We start from the raw sequence: 19,412 nt of genomic DNA on the forward strand, positions 1-19,412 counted from the left end.
ATAACCGCGGCCTCCCTTCAGACAGATCACCCGTGGGCGCCGAACTCGTTCGCCAGCGCCGTGGTGATGCGCAAGGACAGCGCATAGCACCGCGCAATCGGATCGATGAATTCACGGTGGATCTGCGCATAGCCGGTCGCACTCGAATCCGGGTAGTCGCTGGGCTTGTCCACGGTGAAGTCGTCGATCGAGGGGAAGCTCGTCGGGAAGGCGCGGCGCAACTGGGCGAGGCCGTCCTCGACACGCAAGGTGAAGAACATCTCCAGCACGTCGTCGCGGCTGATGTCGTTCGCGCGGCTGAACTGCGGGACCATGACGGCGCGCAGGAACATGTGCTTGAACAAGGCGATACGCAGCGACTGCAGCACGCCGAGGCTGCGACGGGTATGCTCGCGGTCCGGCAGCGGGGTTTCGTCCGGCAAGAGGTCGAGCAGGAAGTGCAGCTTCATCGCATCGACCCGCAGGCGCGAGGCGAGGCGGCGATAGACCCCGGTGCGGTCGTCCTTGGTCAGGTATTCCGCCAGCTTGAGACAGGCCCCGGCAATGTGCTTTTCATCGCCGCGATAGGGGCGGCTGGCCCAGTAGGCCGAGTTGAACAGCTCGCCATAAGCCGCCACCGTCTTGATCGAGGCCAGGGCATTGGCGCTGCGGGCAAGGCGCATGAGCTGCTGCCCGCGCTCGCTCTCGCGCAGCAAGGCGGCCACTTCCTCGCGGTTGCCGTCCGACGCGGTGCCGATCCCGGCGATCACGTTCACCGGATAGCCTAGCTGCTGGAGGATCGCGTTGTGCGGGATCGCGCGGATCTGCCTGAGGCTCATCGAGCGGTCGGAGGCAAGGTCCGACTGACGGCGCGACTTGCGACTGCCGGTGTCGTTGAGCAGGCCGAGGCCGAATGCGGTGATCGCGCGGCTGTAGGTGGCCGATTCCAGATGCTCGTGCTGCACGCCGCGGATCGCGCGGTAGAAATCGAGGCTGAGGTCGGTGCGGCGATAGAACAAGTCGGTCGGGGCATCGGCGTCGGCGCCCCAAAGCGGCATTTCGGCCATGCGGGTAAGCGTGGCGAGCGCCAGTTCGTCCGATCCGAACCAGAGGTAGCCGTCACCGCCCTGGAACGAGACTTCCGGCTCCAGCCGGATGCCCGCGCGCAGGAAGCGGCGGCGCGCCCAGGGGCTCATCGGCCACTGGAAGCGATCCTCGATGCTGGACGGATGCGCACCGCGCCCCATCGATTCGCCGTGGGTGTTGAAGATCAGCGCCGAAACGTCGGTCAGGCCATTGGCGACCATCGCTTCGGAGAGGCGGCCTTGCAGACGCTCGATGGCGAGTGCGGCGGGAACCTGCCCGACAAAACGCCCCGCATCCGAAAAGCCGGTCTGGATCGAGACGCGGCCGCGCTTGTGGGCATAGTCACGGTAGGCAGGCTCGGCCAGGACCGCATCGAGGAAGCGTCCACCATGCTCAAGCGCCGACTCGGTCTCGAACAGCGGCGAGACGTCGACCTTGTCGTCGATCCCGAACATCCGCGCAAAATAGAGCGCCGCGAGGATCGTGGTCGGCTCCTCGCACTCGGCCACCAGCATGCGGATCGGCGCATCGGCGTCGATATGGCCGAGGATCTGCGCCATTGCCAGGAACTGGCGCACGGCGGTCGAGTTCTCGATGGCCAGCGCGGCGAAGTTGGACTTCAGCGGCGTGACTTCGGCCAGCAGCTCGCGCATGCGCACCAGCGCGGCCTGGCTGGCGAGGTTCAGCCGGCCTTCGGGGTCGATGCGCAGGCGGATCGCGTTCTGGAGCTGCGAGGCATTCACGCGGAAGTGGATCCAGCCCATGCCAAGGCCGTCCGCACGCATGGCGGCCGCGGCCACGAGGAGCGTGCGCGCCTGGTCCTGATCGGCGTGGCGCGCCTCGGATTCGAGGTCGCTGATGATCGCATCGAGGCTGACCAGCTTGTCGGCATGGTCAGCGGTCAGCGCATTGGCGGCAGCGGAGAGCGCCTCGGGCGCGGAAAGGTCGGCGGCAAAGCGCGCGGCCATATCGGCGGCATGCGCGGCAGCGCGGGCCAGCCTGGCCGAGATGTCCGGCGCGGCCTGGGCCAGCGTTTCGGCATAGCTCGCAAGCCGCTGGGCCTTTTCCTCCAGACGGTAGCGGATCGAGGTGGACCAGCCGATGTCGGTGCGGCCGTCCATGTCGTAGCCGACCCACGATGCGAAGCGCACCGGCATCGGGTTCAGGCCCTTCCAGCGCTTGGGCCAGCGGGCGGCGGCGATGTCGAACAGGCGCTCGTTGATGCGGTCGCGGGCCTTCTGGCCGCGCGCGATGGCATCCATCGCCTTGCCATGCTCGTAATCGAGCGTGATCGTGTCGCGATCGGGCGAGGCGACGCAGACGGCGGCTTCGCTATGGTCGCCGGTGGAGGCGGCGCGGGCGACGGCTTCGGTCTGGGCGGTGGAGAGCAGGAAAGTCGGGTGCCCGGTGAACACCACATGGGCGGCGGGGCGCTGCCAGCGCACGGCGAAGGCGGTGAAATCATCCCCCGTTCCCGTGGCGCTCGCCGCCGCATCGAGACGGGCCGCATTTTCGGCGGGCGCGATCGGCGCCAGCATGCGGTCCAGCCGCGCGGCGCGGGTGCGCAGCCCCTCGCACTCCATCTCGGCGACGAGGGCCTCGATCTGGTCGAGGCCCATTTCGCCGTTTTCCAGCTGGCGCGACAGTTCGAGCCCCAGCTGGAAAACCGGATTGTAGAGCGGCGTCTGGGCGGTCAGGACATGGAGTTCCTGAAGGCGGCGGTCGAGATCGTCGACCGTGGTCAGCGCCGCCGGGCTCAACGTGCGAGCCCTGCCGCAGCGCGGGCCGCCGCCTCGATCCTGGCGACGTCCGGCTTGCCCTTGGGCACCATCCAGCTGCCGCCGACGCAGAGCACCGCGTCCAGCGCCAGCCATTCGGGCGCGTTCTCCGGCGTGACGCCGCCGGTCGGGCAGAACTTCGCCTTGTAGAGCGGTGCCGAGATCGCCTTCAGCGCCGGAGGTCCGCCCGCCGCCATGGCCGGGAAGAACTTCAGGCGGTCGAACCCGCATTCCAGCGCAAACATCACGTCGCTGGCATTGGCGGTGCCGGGCAGGAACGGGATCTTCGTCTTGTAGGCGGCTTCGGCCAGCATCGGGGTGAGGCCGGGCGAGACGATGAATTCGGCGCCTGCATCGATCGAGCGCTTCAGGTCATCGGGCGAAAGCACGGTGCCCGCGCCGACCACGGCGCCGGGAACCTGCTTCATCACCTTGATCGCCTCGATCGCGCATTCGGTGCGCAGCGTCACTTCGAGGGCGGGCAGGCCGCCTGCGACCAGCGCTTCGGCGATCGGCAGGGCGTGTTCGATATCCTCGATCACCAGCACCGGGATCACCGGGGCCAGACGCATGACCTTTTCGACGGCTTCGGACGGGCTGCTCATTGATGGTGCTCCCTGACATAGGCGGCAGCCGCGCCGAACAGGCCGGGCTGCGGATGGGTGATAAGCTTGACCGGCATCTGCGCCATCATGCCGGCAAAGCGGCCCTTGGCGCAGAAACGCTCGGCAAAGCCCGAGGACAGAATGGTCTCGCGGATACGGTAGCCGAGCCCGCCGGCGATCACGACGCCGCTGGCGCCATGGGACAGCGCGCAATCCCCCGCCGCGCTGCCGAGCGCGAGGCAGAAACGGTCGACGGCGGCGGCGGCCAGTGGATCGGAGAGATTGGTGCCCGCGGTCCAGATATCGACGTCGGTCATGTCGTGGACCGCGCGGTTCTCCATGGCGGCCAGCGTCTGGTAGATGTCGACGATGGCCGGGCCCGAGACCACACGCTCGGTGGAGACGCGGTTGTGGCGCTTGCGCAGCCGGGCGAGGATCGCGTCCTCGATGAGGTCGAGCGGGGCATAGTCGGTATGCCCCCCCTCGGTCGCCTGCACGTGGTAGAAGCCGCCCTGCCCGTGCGGCAACCCGTTGCGCCACAAGTGCGCGACGCCAAGGCCGGTGCCCGGCCCGAGCACGCTCAGTGTGCCGGACCGGGGCAGCGGCACGTCAGGCCCGGCAAGGTGCAGGAACGCCTCGTCCGGCGCCAGCGCGACGGCATAGGCGACCGCCGCGAAGTCGTTGACCACGGTGTAGCGCGACACCCCCATCTTCTCGGGGATCATCGCCGGGCGAATGATCCACGGGTTGTTGGTGAAGCGGATCACCTCGCCGCCGACCGGGCCGGCGATGGCGATCGAGATGGCATCGGGCAAGGTTCCGCCCATGCGCTCGCGGAAGGCCTGCCAGGCAAGCTGGAAGCTGCCGTGGTCGCTGGTGTGGAGGGTGACGGGTTCGCCGAGCGTGATCTGCCCGTCAGCGCCGACCGAGGCCAGCGCGAAGCGGGCATGGGTACCGCCGATATCGACGGCAACGAGTTCGGTACTCACGAAAGCGCTCACAGACCGGCGACCTCCAGCATCGAGGAACCGCCCTGTTCGGCGCCGCCCGCATTCATGCGGAACATGGCGAAGAGTTCGCGGCCCATGCCTTCGGCCGGGGCGGGGGCCGGGACGGGCGAGCGACCGGAGAGGTCCGCCGTGGTCGACAGCGTGCCGTCTTCCGCCGAGAGACGCACGATGTCCCCGTCCTGCAGGTAGGCGAGCGGGCCACCGGCCAGCGCTTCGGGCGTCACGTGGATGGCAGCGGGGACCTTGCCCGACGCGCCCGACATGCGGCCGTCGGTGACCAGCGCCACCTTGAAGCCGCGATCCTGCAGCACGCCCAGCGGCGGGGTCAGCTTGTGGAGTTCGGGCATGCCATTGGCGCGGGGGCCCTGATGGCGCATGACTACAACGACGTCGCGATCCAGTTCGCCCGCCTTGAAGGCATTGATGACCGCTTCCTGCGTCTCGAACACGCGGCACGGGGCCTCGATGGTCCAGCGTTCCTTGTCGACCGCGCTGGTCTTGAAAGTGGCGCGGCCCAGGTTGCCGGAGACGAGGCGCATGCCGCCGTCGGGCAGGAAAGGCTTCGCCACCGTGCTCAGCATGGCCTCGTCGCCGCTGACCGCCGGGGCGGGCTTCCACTTGAGTTCGCCTTCATCGAGCGTCGGCTCGGTGGCATAGTCGCGCATGCCGCCCTTGGAGACGGTGAGGATGTCCTCATGCGCAAGGCCCGCATCCAGCAGTTCGCGCACGATCCATGCCATGCCGCCAGCGGCGTGGAAGTGGTTCACGTCACCCGAACCGTTGGGATAGACGCGGGTGATCAGCGGCACCACGCTGGACAGTTCGTCGAAGTCCTGCCAGTCGATCAGGATACCGGCGCAGCGGGCCATGGCGGGCAGGTGGATCGCGTGGTTGGTCGATCCGCCGGTGGCCAGCAGGCCGACGATGGCGTTCACGATCGCCTTTTCGTCCACGACATGCGCCATCGGACGGAAGTCGTCGCCCTTGCGGGTCATCTCGGTCACGCGGTGGACGGCGGCGCGGGTCACGGCCTGACGCAGCGGCGTGTTCGGGGGCACGAAAGCGGCGCCGGGGATGTGCAGGCCCATCATCTCCATCATCATCTGGTTGGAGTTGGCGGTGCCATAGAAGGTGCAGGTGCCGGCCGAGTGATAGCTGGCGCTTTCGCTGGCGAGCAGTTCCTCACGGCCGACCTTGCCCTCGGCATAGAGCTGGCGGACCTTCTGCTTCTCCTTGTTGGAGATGCCGCTGGGCATCGGGCCCGAGGGGATGAACACGGCAGGCAGATGGCCGAAGCGCAGCGCGCCCATGACGAGGCCGGGCACGATCTTGTCGCAGATGCCGAGCAGGGTCATGCCGTCATACATCGCGTGGCTCAGCGAGACGGCGGTGGAAAGGGCGATGGTGTCGCGGCTGAACAGCGAGAGTTCCATGCCGTCGAAGCCCTGCGTCACGCCGTCGCACATGGCGGGCACGCCGCCAGCGACCTGCGCCGTCGCGCCCACTTCGCGGGCATAGAGCTTCATCTGCTCGGGATAGCGACCATAGGGCTGATGCGCCGAAAGCATGTCGTTATAGGCGGTGACGATGCCGACGTTGATCGCCTTGCCGGTGGCAATGGCGGGCTTGTCCTCGCCGCTCGCGGCAAAGCCGTGTGCGAGGTTGGAGCACGAAAGGAACGAACGGTCCGAATGGCGGCCGGCTTCACGCTCGACCATGGCGAGATAACGTTCGCGGGTGGGCTTCGATCGCTCGATGATGCGATCGGTCACGCGGGCGACCACCGGGCTGAGGTTGCTCATGGGGTTACTCCTGCTCTGTCCGTCTGCCACTGCTGTCGTGGCGTCTGTCTTGTCTCAGCCTCCCGAAGCCGCGCCCTCGGGATCTCCCGGGCGAGGCTTGAAGGCGTTTAGGTAACCGGTGTCAATAGCTATCTTCCACCGGTTCGCGGGGGCATGGGCACGGGGATGCGCGCGCACCCCACGATATAGGGTGCGCTGCGCGATCATGCCCGTTCTGGCCTGCTTACTCGTGCCACGTTACGCCATCGCGCTCGGCGAGGGCGATGGCGGCGGAGGGGCCCCAGCTTCCGGCGGTGTAGGTCTTGGGCTCTTGCGCCTGTTCCTCCCACTCGGTCCGGATCGCGTCGATCCAGTCCCACTGCGCTTCCACCTCGTCGCGGCGGACGAACAGCGTCTGCTCGCCCTCGATCAGGTCCAGCAGCAGGCGCTCATAGGCGATGCGGCGCTGCGGTCCGGCGAAGGCGTCGGGCATGGTGATGGCGAGCGGGATCGAGCGCAGGCCGAAGCCGTTGCGGTCCAACCCCGGCACCTTGGCCATGAGGGAGAGCGTGATGTTCTCACTCGGCTGGATGCCGATAACGAGACGGTTGGGCACCGTCTTGGCGCCGCGGCCGTGGAAGATCGAGTGCGGCACGTCGCGGAACTGCACGACGATCTCGGTCGTGCGGCGCGGCAGGCGCTTGCCGGTGCGCAGGTAGAAGGGCACGCCCTGCCAGCGCCAGTTGTCGATATGCGCCTTGATCGCGACGAAAGTCTCGGTGTTCGAATCCTTGCCGAGTTCGTCGTCGTAGCCCGGAACGGCCTGGCCGCCGATGGCGCCGGCGCGGTACTGGCCGGTCACCGTCTCGTTGGCGGCAACCTTGCGCAAGGAGCGCAGGATCTTCACCTTCTCGTCGCGCACGCTGGTGGCGTCGTAGCTGACCGGCGGCTCCATCGCGACAAGCGCGAGCAGCTGGAGCATGTGGTTCTGCACCATGTCCCGCAGCGCGCCCGAATCGTCGTAATAGGCAACGCGCGATTCGAGGCCTACGGTTTCGGCCACGGTGATCTGCACATGGTCGATATGCGCCGCGTTCCACAGCGGTTCGAACATCAGGTTGGCGAAGCGCAGCGCCAGCAGGTTCTGGACGGTTTCCTTGCCCAGATAGTGGTCGATGCGGAAGATACGGTCTTCCGGGAAAGCGCGGGCGACGGCGTCGTTGATCACCTTGCTGGAGGCAAGATCGATGCCCAGCGGCTTTTCGAGGCCGATGCGCACGTTCTCACCGGCCAGCCCGCTCGCCTGAAGGCCGCGAATGGTCGGCTCGAACAGGCTGGGCGCGGTGGAGAGGAAGATCGACAGCCCGTCCTTGGGCTCACCCACCTTGGCCGCCAATGCGTTGAAGCCTTCCATCTGGTTGGCGTCGAGCGTCTGGTACGACAGGCGGTTGAGGAAACGGGCCATGCCGCCGCGCCGTTCGGCGGGCAGGAACTGTTCGAGCGAGGCGCGTGCGAAGTTGCGGAACTCGGCATCGTCATGCTCGGAACGCGCGGTTCCGATGATCTCGATCTTGGGATCGAGCAAGCCTTCGGCATCGAGCGCGCAAAGCGATGGGAGGAGCATGCGGCGCGAAAGATCGCCCGTGGCGCCGAACAGCAACAAGCGGTCGGACGTGAATTGGGCCTTAGTAGAATTGGTCACAGGGCGCTGTCCACCTTCTGGGGGTTATTCACCTTCTTCGTCATGTCCGCCGGGGACCGGCGGGTTTCCTCCTCCAGCATTCCAGCCATACGCACCGGTAAAGAAAGGGTCGGCCATGGGATTTCGTCGATCCTGAAGAAGCGAACAGGATGAAACGGTGTCAGGCAGGACGTCTGGTCTTCGCGGTTGCAGCATAGCATGGACTGCGTGGGCAGTGCTAGGCGAGAGCGCGGCAAACCTCAACCACGTTTGCACCATTTGAACTCATACAATGTGCGCATACGTATAGGACCGCCATTATCGAGGCGATTTTCCGCAAGTTCCTTGCCCCAGCGTCTTTGTCCTGTCGTCCAGTGCATGCATGGAAACAGGTCAGACGTTTAGAACCTTAGAAAGCAAAGCCACATGGCCGCAGACGGCGTCCACCTCCTCGAACATCTCCAGACCCCGGCGATGGTGGTCTCGCGCGGACAGGTGCGCTTCGCCAATGGCGCCGCCAAGGCGCTGCTGGGCGCCCATATCGTCGGGCAGGACGTGCGCATCGCCATTCGCGAACCGCGCGCGGTGGCCGCGATCCTCAGCGAGGAAGGCGGCATCGCCCGTGTCTCCGGTCTCTCGACCGGAGGCAGCGTGTGGGAAGTCGATTGCCGCGTGCTCTCGCCGACAGACCGCCTGGTCAGCCTCTACGACTTGTCGGAACGGGTCAGCGTGGCAAAGTCGCACGCCGACTTCGTGGCCAATGCCAGCCACGAACTGCGCACCCCGCTGGCCAATGTCATGGGCTATGTCGAAACGCTGATGAACCCCAAGGCGGGCGGCGACGAAGGCGTGCGCAACCGCTTCCTGGACACCATCCGCCACGAGGCGCAGCGCATGCAGGCGCTGATCCTCGACCTCATGAGCCTCTCGCGGATCGAGGCGGTGAAGCACGAAGTGCCCTCCGATCAGGTCGAGATGGTGGCGCTGGCGCAAACGATGGCAGGCGAATCGAAGCCGGGCTCCAACGTCACGGTCCAAACCAACTGCGATGCCGCAGTGGTGACTGGCGACCGTGGGCAACTGGCACAAGTGCTGCGCAACCTGATCGACAACTCGATCAAGTACGGCAAGCAGGGCGGCAACGTGGACGTCTCGCTGGAGGCGACGGCGACCGGCTGGGTCCTCGTCACCGTACGCGACGAGGGCGAGGGCATCGCCCCCGAACACCTGCCCCGCGTGACCGAGCGCTTCTACCGCGCCGACACCAGCCGCAGCCGCGCGGTGGGCGGCACCGGGCTCGGCCTCTCTATCGTCAAGCACATCGTCGAGCGCCACCGCGGCCGCTTCGACATCGACAGCCGCCCCGGCAGCGGCACCACCGCTTCGATCATGCTCCCGCTGCGCAAGGAAGAGGCCCTGGGGTAACCGCTCGCAGCCGCTACGCCATCAGGCCCAACAGCGCCGTGATCTCGCACGTCGCGAAACCCACGGTGCTATCGGAAATGCCGTAAGGGATCAGCAGCCGTTCCCCCACCTTGAGCGCCCCGCAGGTATAGACCACGTTGGGCACGTAGCCCGAGCGGTCGGCGTTTTCGGCGGTCAGCACCGGCTCCACGGTGCGGGCCAGCACTTTCGACGGGTCCTTGAGGTCGAGCAACGCGCAGCCCAGCGCGTACTTGCGCATCGCGCCGACGCCGTGGGTGAACAACAGCCAGCCATGCTCGGTCGGGATCGGGCTGCCGCAATTGCCGATCTGGATGAACTCCCAGGGGTACTTGGGCCCCATCAGCATCACCCCTTCATCATCCCATACCGCCAGGTCGTCGGATTTCAGCAGGAAAAGGTTCTTGCCATCCTGTCGCCCGACCATGCAGAACTGCTCGCCGATCTTCTCGGGAAACAGCGCCATGCCCTTGTTGCGCCCGGCCCGGCCCCGGATCGGCTCCAGTTCGAAAGCCCGGAAATCACGGGTGCGCAGCAGTTCGGAGCGGATCGAGCTGCCCGAATAGGCGGTATAAGTCCCCACCCATTCGTAGTCGCCGCCGCCGTGGTCGAAGCGGACAAGGCGCAAATCCTCCAGTCCGCCGCGTTGCTGCTCGGTAATCGGGAAGATCACCGTGTTCGACAGGCTCGAATCGGGCTGGCGATGGACAAAGACGTTGCAGTCCTCGGCATCGATCTGCTCCTCGTCATCGAGTTCCACCGACGTCGCGAACGCTGCCTGCGGCCAGAGGCTGAACGTGCCGTCCTCCTCGGCAATGCCCTCGCGAAAGGCGATCGAGCTGATGTGCCCCTCGCCCACCGCGCGCAGGCTCATGATGAAACGCACCGATCCATCCTGCATGCCCGACTGGTCGGGCGCGGGCACGATCGAGGGGTTCATCAGCGCGGCGGCGGCAAACGTGTATTCATGACAGAAGTACGAGCCGATCAGGCGTTTGCGCGCCTCGGAAAACCGCGCCGGATCAAGATCGAGATTGGCCGCCACTTCGGCAAAGCGTTCGGCAAAGATGTTCTCGGTCTGCCAGTGGCGTTCCTTGAAGTCGCGCAGCACCCGCTCGTATTCGGCATCGGCACGCTCCTCGGTGAGCGCGGCGATGTCCTCCACCAGTTGCATCGCCCGGCCGCCGGGGGCGTTTTTCGCCTGCCAGCCGAGGTGGAAGGGTCGCAGGACCACCCGTGCCGGATCGGCGTGCAGGCGGGTCTCGAAAATGTGCAGCGGCTCAGTCCAGGCTGTTTCGGGCCGGTTCACGCAAACCTCCTTGGCCGCCCCCGAACGAACATCAGCCCCCCGCCGATGCGAGCGGGCCGGACGAAACGAGCGGCCCCGATCGGGCAAGCTCGGACAGGGCATAATGCGAAAGCTGGAAAGCGAGAATGGATTCCGCCCCGCAATTGCCGTTGACCCCGCGCGGCGTCACCCCGTCATGACAGCGTCCCGAAGCCATGTCGGCCAGCACCACGCCGCGATCGTTGCCGCCAAAGAACCAGCGCCAAGCGGCCAGGGCATGCTCGCGCCAGAATGCCCCGCCGGTGACGCGCCAGGCTGAGCGCGCCGCCTCGATGGCCGCCTGAGCCTCCAGGGGCTGCTGGTCGAACGGCAGATAGCTGTAAGGCTTGTGGAAGCTTTCCGAACCGATCGGACGGAACGCGCCTCGGGCCGAGACCTGCTGGTGGCAGATCCATTCCAGCGTGGCGAGCCCGTCACCGATCCAGTCCTCCCGCCCCAGCGCCACGCCCGCCTCGATCAGCGCCTGCGGCAGGCGCGGGTTGTCATAGCCGAGCACGGCCTCGAACCAGCCCCAGTCGGGCCTGCGGCCATGGCCGAGCAACCGCATCAGGAACGCGCCGCCGCCTTCCACTTGCGCGCGGGCCGCCGCGTGATCCGGCGCACTGCGCAGCACCGCGCAGGCACCCAGCATGGCAAAGGCGGTGGCGCGCGGCGACCCCATCTCGGCGAGCGAGGGCAGGACCTGCTCGAAAAGTTGCAGAGCCCAGGCAGCAAGGAGCGGGTCGCTGCCTGACTCATAGGTCTGCCCCAGCGCCCACAGCGCGCGGCCGTTCGAATCCTCCGACCCCTCGTCCTCGCACCAGGTGCGGTCGTAGTTCATGAAATTGCGGAACCGTCCGGCCTCGCCATTCCAGGCGTACTGGATAAAACCGGCGTAGGCGAAGCTCCACTTCATGCGCTCGGCGGCAGGCAGCCCGCCAGCAAGATTCATCAGCATGAGCGCGCGGGCGTTGTCGTCGAGGCAATAGCCGTGGCGCCGGTCAGGCACGACGCCGATGGCATGCTGGAGCATGCCGGTGGCATCGCTCATCGCGAAAACCGCGGAGAGGCCTGGCGTGGCGGTGATGGGCGGCGCGGGCAGGCCCCAACGCCAGTCAGGCGCACGGGCATGGTCGATGAGCCGCGCCGCGCTTTCGGCAAAGCGCGGCCAGACCGTCTCGCGCCCTCGCGCCCAGGCCCGGCGCTGCATGGCCAGCCGTTCGCCGGGGTCGTCCAGCAGGGCATTGACGGCAGCGGCGATGGCCTCGCTCGATCCCGGCTCGATCAGGACACCCGCTCCATCCCCAAGCAATTCGCGGGCATGCACGTAGGGCGTGGATACAAGCGCCTTGCCCAGCGCCACCGCATAACTCAGCGTGCCCGACGTCGATTGCTGGAGGCCGGGATACGGCGTCAGGTAGATGTCGCAGGCCTCGAGTTGGTCCAGCAATTCGTCGGTTTCGAGGAAACGATTGTCCCAGGCCAGATGCGCCGCCACGCCGAGATCGGCGGCGAGCCGCTCCAGCTTCTCGCGGTAGGCCTCGCCCTCGCGCGCGACGAGGTTGGGATGGCTGGCACCGACCACCCGGTAGAGCACGTCGGGATGGCGCGCGGCGATCGCCGGCAGTGCGGCGATGGCATGCTCAAGCCCCTTGCCCGGGCCGAGCAGGCCAAACGTCATCAGCACCTTGCGCCCGGCAAGACCGAGCCGCGCCTTGAATTCCTGCTGGCGGCCGAATGGCCGGTCGGGGGCGCCATGCTCGATCACCTCGATGATGGCGGCGGGCACCGCGTATTCGCATTCGAGCAAGTCCCGGGAATGGCGGGACATGACCATGATGCGTGACGCGCGCGTCACGAGATGGTCGAGAATCGCCCGCTGGCGCGGCGAAGGCTCGGACAGCACGGTGTGCAGCGTGAGGATCAGCGGCGGCGCCAGCCGGTCGACGAAAGAACAGACCATCGCCCCATCCTCGCCGCCGAAGATCCCGTATTCGTGCTGGAGCCAGACCGCATCCACGCCGCTCTCGTTGATCTGCCGGGCAGCGCGGGCGTAGTCCTGCGGATCGTCATGGGCGATGGTGCCGGCGACCGGACCATAGCCAAGCGGCGCCGCGCGATCGTCCAGAACATGCACGTCGACCGTGATTTCAGGATGATGTTCACGCAGCTTTTCGAATATCTCGCTCGTGAACGTGGCGATACCGCACTTTCGCGGAGCAAAATTTCCGATCAGGGCAATATGTGCAGGCCTGAGCACCGACGGTTCTTCCGGCGTATTGGCACCGGAAAAGATCGAACGCACCTTTTCCGAACCCGATTGCCAACCGGGTTCCTGGTCGTGAGACAACAAGTTCATGCACGCTCCTTGGGGGACAGGAGGGATTTCGCTCTCTCAAACCCGGATCATGCCATGGGTTTCCCGCCCGCTTGCGCAAAAAACGTGGTCGCGCGCCAAAGTGTTCCGCAGGAACGCCCTACCGTGCATTTCGAACAGATCGCGGCGCCGTGCTTCTCTCCAGCGGCATGTCGCCGCAGCAGGAGACCGACTCGAACGATTCGAAGCGTGCAGAAATGTCCACAAAATGAACGACTAAAATAGTCTAGACAAAAACGCGAACCCTCCCCGTCCATGCCATGGACTTGGCTGCCACGCTTTTCTATGTCTGACGCCACGCGCAACAACAGGAACGACGGGAAAACGATGCCCTCCTCCCCCCAGACTCTCGCGAACCCCGACCAGACGCTGCCGCGCCTGCTTGCCGCCGCCATCGGCGAAAGCAAGGCGAACCTGGCCCTCACCACGCTGACCATCGACCCCGCGCTGGCAGGCAGCGGCGACATGGTCAGCCGCGCGCAACTGGCGATGGCACTCAACGCCGCGCTGTTTGCCGACCTGCTGGACCGCGTGCCGACCGCGCAGCGCTATATCGATGCCGTGCGCGGCGCGGGCGAGACCATCGTGTTCGACCACGGCGCGCTGCGCACCATCGATGGCGAGACCGGCGAGCTGCCCCGCGGCCACATGGCCTTCGGCCGCTTCCTGGCCCCGCTCGGTTATGAAGTCGTAGGCCTCTATCCGCTGCCCAAGCTGAAGATGACCGGCCGCGCCTATGCCCAGCGCGACCTGCCCGAAACGATCCCGCAGTTCTTTGTCTCCGAACTCCATGTCGACCAGCTGGCCGAGGCCGCGCAGGGTGCCTGTGCAAACGTCTTCGGCACGTCCCGCGACCCGCTGGGCGAAGCCGAATGGGCCGCACTCGACACGCTGGCCAGCGACGGCACGGTGGACTTCGCCACCGCCCTGACGGCATTGAAGGGCGTGATCGCCTGTTTCGAACGCCAGCATCAGCCGCCCGCACTGGCCGACTACGAAGTGCTGCTGCCCGAAACCGGGGAAGGCGCCTGGATCGCCACCGAGGGCAATGCCTTCAACCACGCGACCACACGCACCGCCGACGTCATGGCCCTGTCCGACCGTCTCAAGGCAGAGGGCTATCCGATGAAGGCCGCGGTCGAAGTGTCCAAGAACGGCCGTGTCCGCCAGACCGCGATCATTGCCGACAAGGTGGCCCGCCCGTTCCTCGAAGCGGACGGCAGTGCGGTCGAACTGGACGTGCCCGGCTCGTTCTACGAATTCATCACCCGCGACATAGACCCGGAAACCGGCAAGCTCGACCTCACTTTCGATTCGGGCAATGCCACCGGCATCTTCGCGGTGACGAGAAGCGCATGAGCCTGCTCCAATCGTTCGACCCGGCCAGCGGCGCACTGGTCTGGGAGGGCGAGGCGGCAAACGCCGCGGCGGTCGATGCCGCGCTGGCGCGCGCCCACGCGGCGTTTCCGGCATGGGCCGCGCTTCCGATCGCCGCGCGGGTCGAGGCGGTCTTGCGCTACAAGGCCGTGCTGGAGGCCCGCAAGGACACGATCGCCGAAGTGATTTCGCGCGAGACCGGCAAGCCGCTCTGGGAAACGCGCGCCGAACTCGCCTCGATGATCGGCAAGGTCGGCCTCTCGATCACCGCACAGGCCGAGCGTGCGGGCGAGAAGCGGCAGGACATGCCCTTCGGCGCCGCCGTGCTGCGCCACCGCCCGCACGGGGTGATGGCGGTGCTGGGGCCGTTCAACTTCCCCGGCCACTTGCCCAACGGCCATATCGTCCCCGCCCTGCTGGCAGGCAACACGGTGGTGTTCAAACCCTCCGAAATGACCCCCGCGACCGGGCAGGCCATGGCCGATGCGTGGATTGAGGCTGGGGCGGAGGCAGACCTTCCTGAAGGCGTATTCCAGATCGTCCAAGGCGCGCGCGCCACCGGCGAGGCACTGGTAGCGGGCCATATCGACGGATTGCTGTTCACCGGTTCGGCGGGCGCGGGCGCGCATTTCCGGCGCATTTTCGCCGACCGGCCCGACGTGATCCTCGCGCTGGAACTTGGCGGCAACAACCCGCTGGTGGTCTGGGACGGCGACCTGGACGAGGCCGCCTCGCTCGTCGTGCAGTCGAGCTTCATCACCACCGGGCAGCGCTGCTCCTGCGCGCGCCGCCTGATCGTGCCGGACAACCAGTTCGGCACCGCGCTGGTCGATGCCGTCGCCGCGCTGGCCGACCGCGTCATCATCGGCGAATGGCACGAGACGCCCGAGCCGTGGTTCGGCCCGCTGATCTCGGCTGATGCCGCTGCGGCCGCCAAGGCGCGCTTTGCCCGGCTTGTCGAGCGCGGCGCCGCGGTGATCCGCACCTTCGAAGGCGTTGAAGGCCGCAGCGATGCCTTTGTCACCCCCGGCATTCTCGACGTCACCGGCGTGGACGTGCCCGACGAGGAAATTTTCGCCCCCCTCGTGCAAGTGACCCGCGTGCCCGATTTCGATGCCGCCATCGCCGCCGCCAATGCCACCCGCTTTGGTCTTTCGGCAGGCCTCGTCAGCGCGGATGACGCCTTGTGGGATCGCTTCGTGCTGGAAAGCCGCGCGGGCGTGGTCAACCGCAACCGCCCGACCACCGGCGCGGCCGGATCGATGCCCTTCGGCGGCCTTGGCGACAGCGGCAACCACCGCCCGAGCGCTTATTACGCCGCCGATTACTGCGCCTACCCGGTCGCCAGTTTCGAGGCGGCCAGCGTCACCGGCAACAGCGGTGCGCTCGCAGGGAAGCTCTCGGCATGAGCGGACTGAGCTTCGAGGAACAGGGCCTGCTCGCCCCGGTCGAACGCGCACCGATCCTGACCCACACGCTGGACTGGGCGGCGATCAACAGCGGCACCGCCAACCTCGACGGGCTGGCGGCCATGGCCACGCGGCTGGCCGACGCCTTTGCGGCGCTGCCCGGAGAAGTGCGGCTGGTCGATCCCGCCCCGGTCGAGAAAGTGGACAGCCAGGGCCGAACCCGCGAGGTTGTCCACGGACGCCACCTCGTGCTTTCGGTGCGTCCCGAGGCAGAGCGACGGGTGATCCTGACCGGGCACATGGACACCGTCTACCCCCTCGACCACCCCTTCCAGGCCTGCGACTGGCTGGACACGAACACTCTCCACGGCCCCGGCACGGCGGACATGAAGGGGGGGCTTGCGGTGATGCTGGCGGGCCTTGCGGCTTACGAGCGCGGCGATCCGACGCTCGGCTACGATGTGCTCGTCAACAGCGACGAGGAAACCGGCTCGCTCTCCTCCGCCCCGCTGATCGCCGATCTGGCCCGCGGCAAGCTGGCGGCGCTAACGTACGAACCCGCCCTGCCCGGCGGCCAGATGGCGCGCGCTCGGCCCGGCTCGGGCAATTACGCGGTGGTTGTCCATGGCCGCTCCGCCCATGCCGGGCGCAACCCCGAGGACGGCCGCAACGCCTTGCTCGCCGCCAGCGACCTTGCCCTGCGGCTTGCCGCGATGCGCCGCCCCGGCCTTTCGGTGAACCCGGCGAAGATCGAGGGCGGCGCTCCCAACAACACCGTGCCGGACCTTGCCGTGCTGCACTTCAACATGCGCCCTGCCACCCCCGAACACGCCGCCGAAGCCCAGGCCTATATCACGGCCGCCGTCGCCCAGGTCTCGGCCGCGCACGAAGTGCACATGCATGTCCACGGCCACGTCTCGCGCCCGCCCAAGGCGATAACGGCCAAGACCGAGGCGCTCTACGGCCTTGTCAGCAAGGCCGCTGCCGACCTTGGCCAGCCGATGAGCTGGAAGGACACCGGCGGCGTCTGCGACGGCAACAACATCGCCGCCTGCGGGGTGCCGGTGCTTGATACCATGGGCGTGCTGGGCGGCTCGATCCATTCACCGGACGAATATCTGCTGGCGGATTCGCTGGATGCCCGCGCCCGCCTTACTGCTCTTGTCCTGCATAGACTGGACCGCCACGGAGTTCTGCCCACATGACATTCCTCCTGCGCACCGCACAGGAAAAGGACCTGGAAGCCCTCTACCGCATGGCCAAGGGTACCGGCGGCGGCTTCACCAACCTGCCGCCCGACAAGCCGACGCTGAAAGCCAAGCTGGAACGCACCGCCAAAAGCTTCGCGCGCGAAAGCGACGAGATCGCCAACGACCTCTTTGCCTTCATTCTCGAGGACACCGCCACCGGCAAAGTGCGCGGCACCTGCCAGGCGTTTTCGCAAGTCGGTACCGAGTATCCGTTCTATTCCTACCGTATCGGCCGGATCACCCAGCATTCCAAGGAACTGGACCGCACCTTCCGCGCCGAGATGCTGACGCTGTGCACCGACCTCGACGGGGCGAGCGAAGTGGGCGGGCTCTACCTAGACGCCACCGAGCGTTCGGCGGGTGTCGGCAAGCTGCTGGCGCGCAGCCGCTACCTCTTCATCAAGACGCACCGCTCGCGCTTCGGCGACACCACCCTGGCCGAACTGCGCGGCGCCATCGACGACGCCGGCAACTCGCCGTTCTGGGACGGGCTGGCCGGGCGCTTCTTCGACATGAGCTTCCGCGATGCCGACGAGTTCAACGCCACCCACGGCAACCAGTTCATCGCCGACCTCATGCCCAAGCACCCGATCTACTGCGCGCTCCTGTCCGAAGCCGCGCGCCAGGTGATGGGCCAGCCGCACTATTCGGGACGTCCGGCGATGCGCATGCTGGAAAACGAGAACTTCTCGTTCCAGAACTACGTCGACATCTTCGACGGCGGCCCGACCATGCTCGCGCGCACCGACCAGATCCGCACCGTGCAGGAAGCCCGCACCGCCCCTGTGGTCGCCGTTGTCGAGGATGACGGCAGCGAACCCAGCCATATCGTCTCTACCGGACGGCTGGCCGCATTCCGCGCATGCCTGGGGAAAGTAACCATTGTCGAGGGCGGCGTGACCCTTGATGCTGCCGCGGCGGCTCTGCTAGACGTAACGAAGGGGGGCGACGAAATCACTTACGCGAGTGCATGATCGCCCATGGTCACCGAGATCAACTTCGACGGCATCGTCGGACCCAGCCACAACTACGCAGGCCTCAGTCTCGGTAATCTCGCCTCCACCCGCAATTACGGCAAGGTATCGGAGCCACGCGCGGCGGCTTTGCAGGGGCTGGCAAAGATCCGCGCCAACCTCGAACGCGGCGTGGCTCAAGGCTTTTTCCTGCCGCATCGGCGGCCCGACACGTGCTGGCTCCAGCAACTGGGCACCACCGTCGAGGTGGCCGAGCCGCGCCTTCGTGCCAATGCCATGTCGGCTTCGGCAATGTGGGCGGCCAATGCCGCCACCGTCTCGCCCGCAGCCGATACCGCCGACGGGCGCTGCCACCTGACCGTCGCCAATCTCATGACGATGCCGCATCGCAGCCATGAATGGCGCGAAACACTGTTCCAGCTTCGCCTCGCCTTTGCCGACACCGAACGCTTCGCGGTCCATGCCCCGATCCCGGCCCCGTTCGGTGACGAGGGCGCGGCCAACCACATGCGCCTCTGCACCCGCCACGACGCACCGGGCGTGGAAATCTTCGTCTACGGCCACACCGGGGCCGGCGATCTTGATCCCGGCCCCTACCCCGCCCGTCAGCACCGCGAGGCCAGCGCGGCAATCGCGCGCCGCCACGGCCTTGATCCCGAACGCACGATCCTTGTCCGCCAATCGGAAGAAGCCATTGCCTCGGGCGCCTTCCACAACGATGTCGTCGCCGTCGCCAACGAGCGGGTACTGTTTGCCCATGAGAACGCCTTCGCCAATCGCGAGGGCTTTTACGCCGAACTGCGGGCCAAGTTTCCCGAAGTCGAGATCATCGAGATCCCGGCCAGCGAGGTCAGCCTGTTCGATGCAATCCAGTCCTACCTGTTCAACGCCCAACTGATCACGCAGCCCTCGGGGGAAATGGCGCTGATCCTGCCGACCGAGGCCCGCGAATCCCCCAGCGTCTGGCCGTGGCTGGAGCGACTGGTCGCCGGCAATGGTCCGATCCGCCAGCGCTTTGTCCACGATCTGCGCCAATCGATGGCCAATGGCGGCGGTCCTGCCTGCCTGCGCCTGCGCGTCGTGGCCGATCCTGCCGCGATCGACCCGCGCTTCATCGCAACGACCGCCAGGCTGGACCGTATCGAGGCGCTGATCGCCCGACTCTGGCCCGAGCAACTGTCGGTCGACGACTTGTCCGAACCTGCGATCTGGACGCAATGCCTTGCCGCCCGCGCGGCGTTGTGCCGGGAACTGGAACTGCCCGAACTCGAACAGGCAAGCTACTGAAAGCGGTTTTTGCAAATGCGGTTTCCCGTTTTGCAATGGTTCCGACGC

13 protein-coding genes are annotated in these 19,412 nt (G+C 66.8%); 6 read left to right on the forward strand and 7 right to left on the reverse strand.

The window, feature by feature from the left end; translation table 11 throughout:
- Positions 1-26 precede the first annotated feature (26 nt).
- From CA833_RS04140 to zwf, 5 genes are all read right to left on the reverse strand, one after another.
- Positions 27-2,825, reverse strand: coding sequence for a phosphoenolpyruvate carboxylase (locus CA833_RS04140; protein ID WP_242526263.1), 2,799 nt, complete (start codon positions 2,823-2,825; stop codon positions 27-29).
- Complete coding sequence (gene eda, locus CA833_RS04145) at positions 2,822-3,448, reverse strand: bifunctional 4-hydroxy-2-oxoglutarate aldolase/2-dehydro-3-deoxy-phosphogluconate aldolase (RefSeq protein WP_142632140.1); 627 nt, start codon at positions 3,446-3,448, stop codon at positions 2,822-2,824. Before eda ends, CA833_RS04140 begins: the two co-directional genes overlap by 4 nt.
- Positions 3,445-4,437: a glucokinase gene (locus tag CA833_RS04150; protein ID WP_207079317.1), complete on the reverse strand. Its 993-nt coding sequence runs from the start codon at positions 4,435-4,437 to the stop codon at positions 3,445-3,447. Before CA833_RS04150 ends, eda begins: the two co-directional genes overlap by 4 nt.
- A gap of 8 nt (positions 4,438-4,445) precedes the next feature.
- Positions 4,446-6,260: a phosphogluconate dehydratase gene (gene edd / locus CA833_RS04155; RefSeq protein ID WP_207079318.1), complete on the reverse strand. Its 1,815-nt coding sequence runs from the start codon at positions 6,258-6,260 to the stop codon at positions 4,446-4,448.
- Positions 6,261-6,483: 223 nt separating this feature from the next.
- Positions 6,484-7,941 (reverse strand): glucose-6-phosphate dehydrogenase, encoded by a 1,458-nt coding sequence (gene zwf, locus CA833_RS04160; RefSeq protein ID WP_207079319.1) that lies wholly within the window; start codon positions 7,939-7,941, stop codon positions 6,484-6,486.
- Between the two features lie 405 nt (positions 7,942-8,346).
- Between zwf and CA833_RS04165 the strand changes: the two genes are divergently transcribed.
- Positions 8,347-9,345 (forward strand): cell wall metabolism sensor histidine kinase WalK, encoded by a 999-nt coding sequence (locus CA833_RS04165; protein ID WP_207079320.1) that lies wholly within the window; start codon positions 8,347-8,349, stop codon positions 9,343-9,345.
- Between the two features lie 13 nt (positions 9,346-9,358).
- On the opposite strand, the gene CA833_RS04170 is transcribed toward CA833_RS04165, so the two are convergent.
- Both CA833_RS04170 and CA833_RS04175 read right to left on the reverse strand, forming a co-directional pair.
- On the reverse strand, positions 9,359-10,672 hold the full coding sequence (locus CA833_RS04170) for a glycoside hydrolase family 130 protein (protein ID WP_207079321.1): 1,314 nt from the start codon (positions 10,670-10,672) through the stop codon (positions 9,359-9,361).
- 31 nt (positions 10,673-10,703) lie between these two features.
- Positions 10,704-13,049 carry a glycosyltransferase family 4 protein gene (locus tag CA833_RS04175; RefSeq protein ID WP_207079322.1) on the reverse strand — a complete coding sequence of 782 codons (2,346 nt, stop codon included), beginning with the start codon at positions 13,047-13,049 and terminating at the stop codon, positions 10,704-10,706.
- Positions 13,050-13,394: 345 nt separating this feature from the next.
- Between CA833_RS04175 and CA833_RS04180 the strand changes: the two genes are divergently transcribed.
- The 5 genes from CA833_RS04180 to CA833_RS04200 are packed head-to-tail and all read left to right on the forward strand — an operon-like array spanning position 13,395 to position 19,364.
- A complete protein-coding gene (locus tag CA833_RS04180) occupies positions 13,395-14,426 on the forward strand; it encodes a 2-oxoadipate dioxygenase/decarboxylase family protein (RefSeq protein WP_207079323.1) in 1,032 nt (343 codons plus the stop codon).
- Positions 14,423-15,853 (forward strand): succinylglutamate-semialdehyde dehydrogenase, encoded by a 1,431-nt coding sequence (gene astD, locus CA833_RS04185; protein WP_207079324.1) that lies wholly within the window; start codon positions 14,423-14,425, stop codon positions 15,851-15,853. The genes CA833_RS04180 and astD overlap by 4 nt, the downstream gene beginning before the upstream one ends.
- A complete protein-coding gene (locus tag CA833_RS04190) occupies positions 15,850-17,058 on the forward strand; it encodes a hydrolase (protein WP_207079325.1) in 1,209 nt (402 codons plus the stop codon). The genes astD and CA833_RS04190 overlap by 4 nt, the downstream gene beginning before the upstream one ends.
- On the forward strand, positions 17,055-18,077 hold the full coding sequence (locus CA833_RS04195; protein WP_207079326.1) for an arginine N-succinyltransferase: 1,023 nt from the start codon (positions 17,055-17,057) through the stop codon (positions 18,075-18,077). Before CA833_RS04190 ends, CA833_RS04195 begins: the two co-directional genes overlap by 4 nt.
- Before the next feature lie 6 nt (positions 18,078-18,083).
- Entirely contained in the window at positions 18,084-19,364 is a 1,281-nt protein-coding gene (locus CA833_RS04200; protein ID WP_207079327.1) for an N-succinylarginine dihydrolase, read from the forward strand.
- The last annotated feature ends 48 nt before the right edge of the window (positions 19,365-19,412 follow it).

Source organism: Novosphingobium sp. KA1 (assembly GCF_017309955.1).
Taxonomy (GTDB): domain Bacteria; phylum Pseudomonadota; class Alphaproteobacteria; order Sphingomonadales; family Sphingomonadaceae; genus Novosphingobium.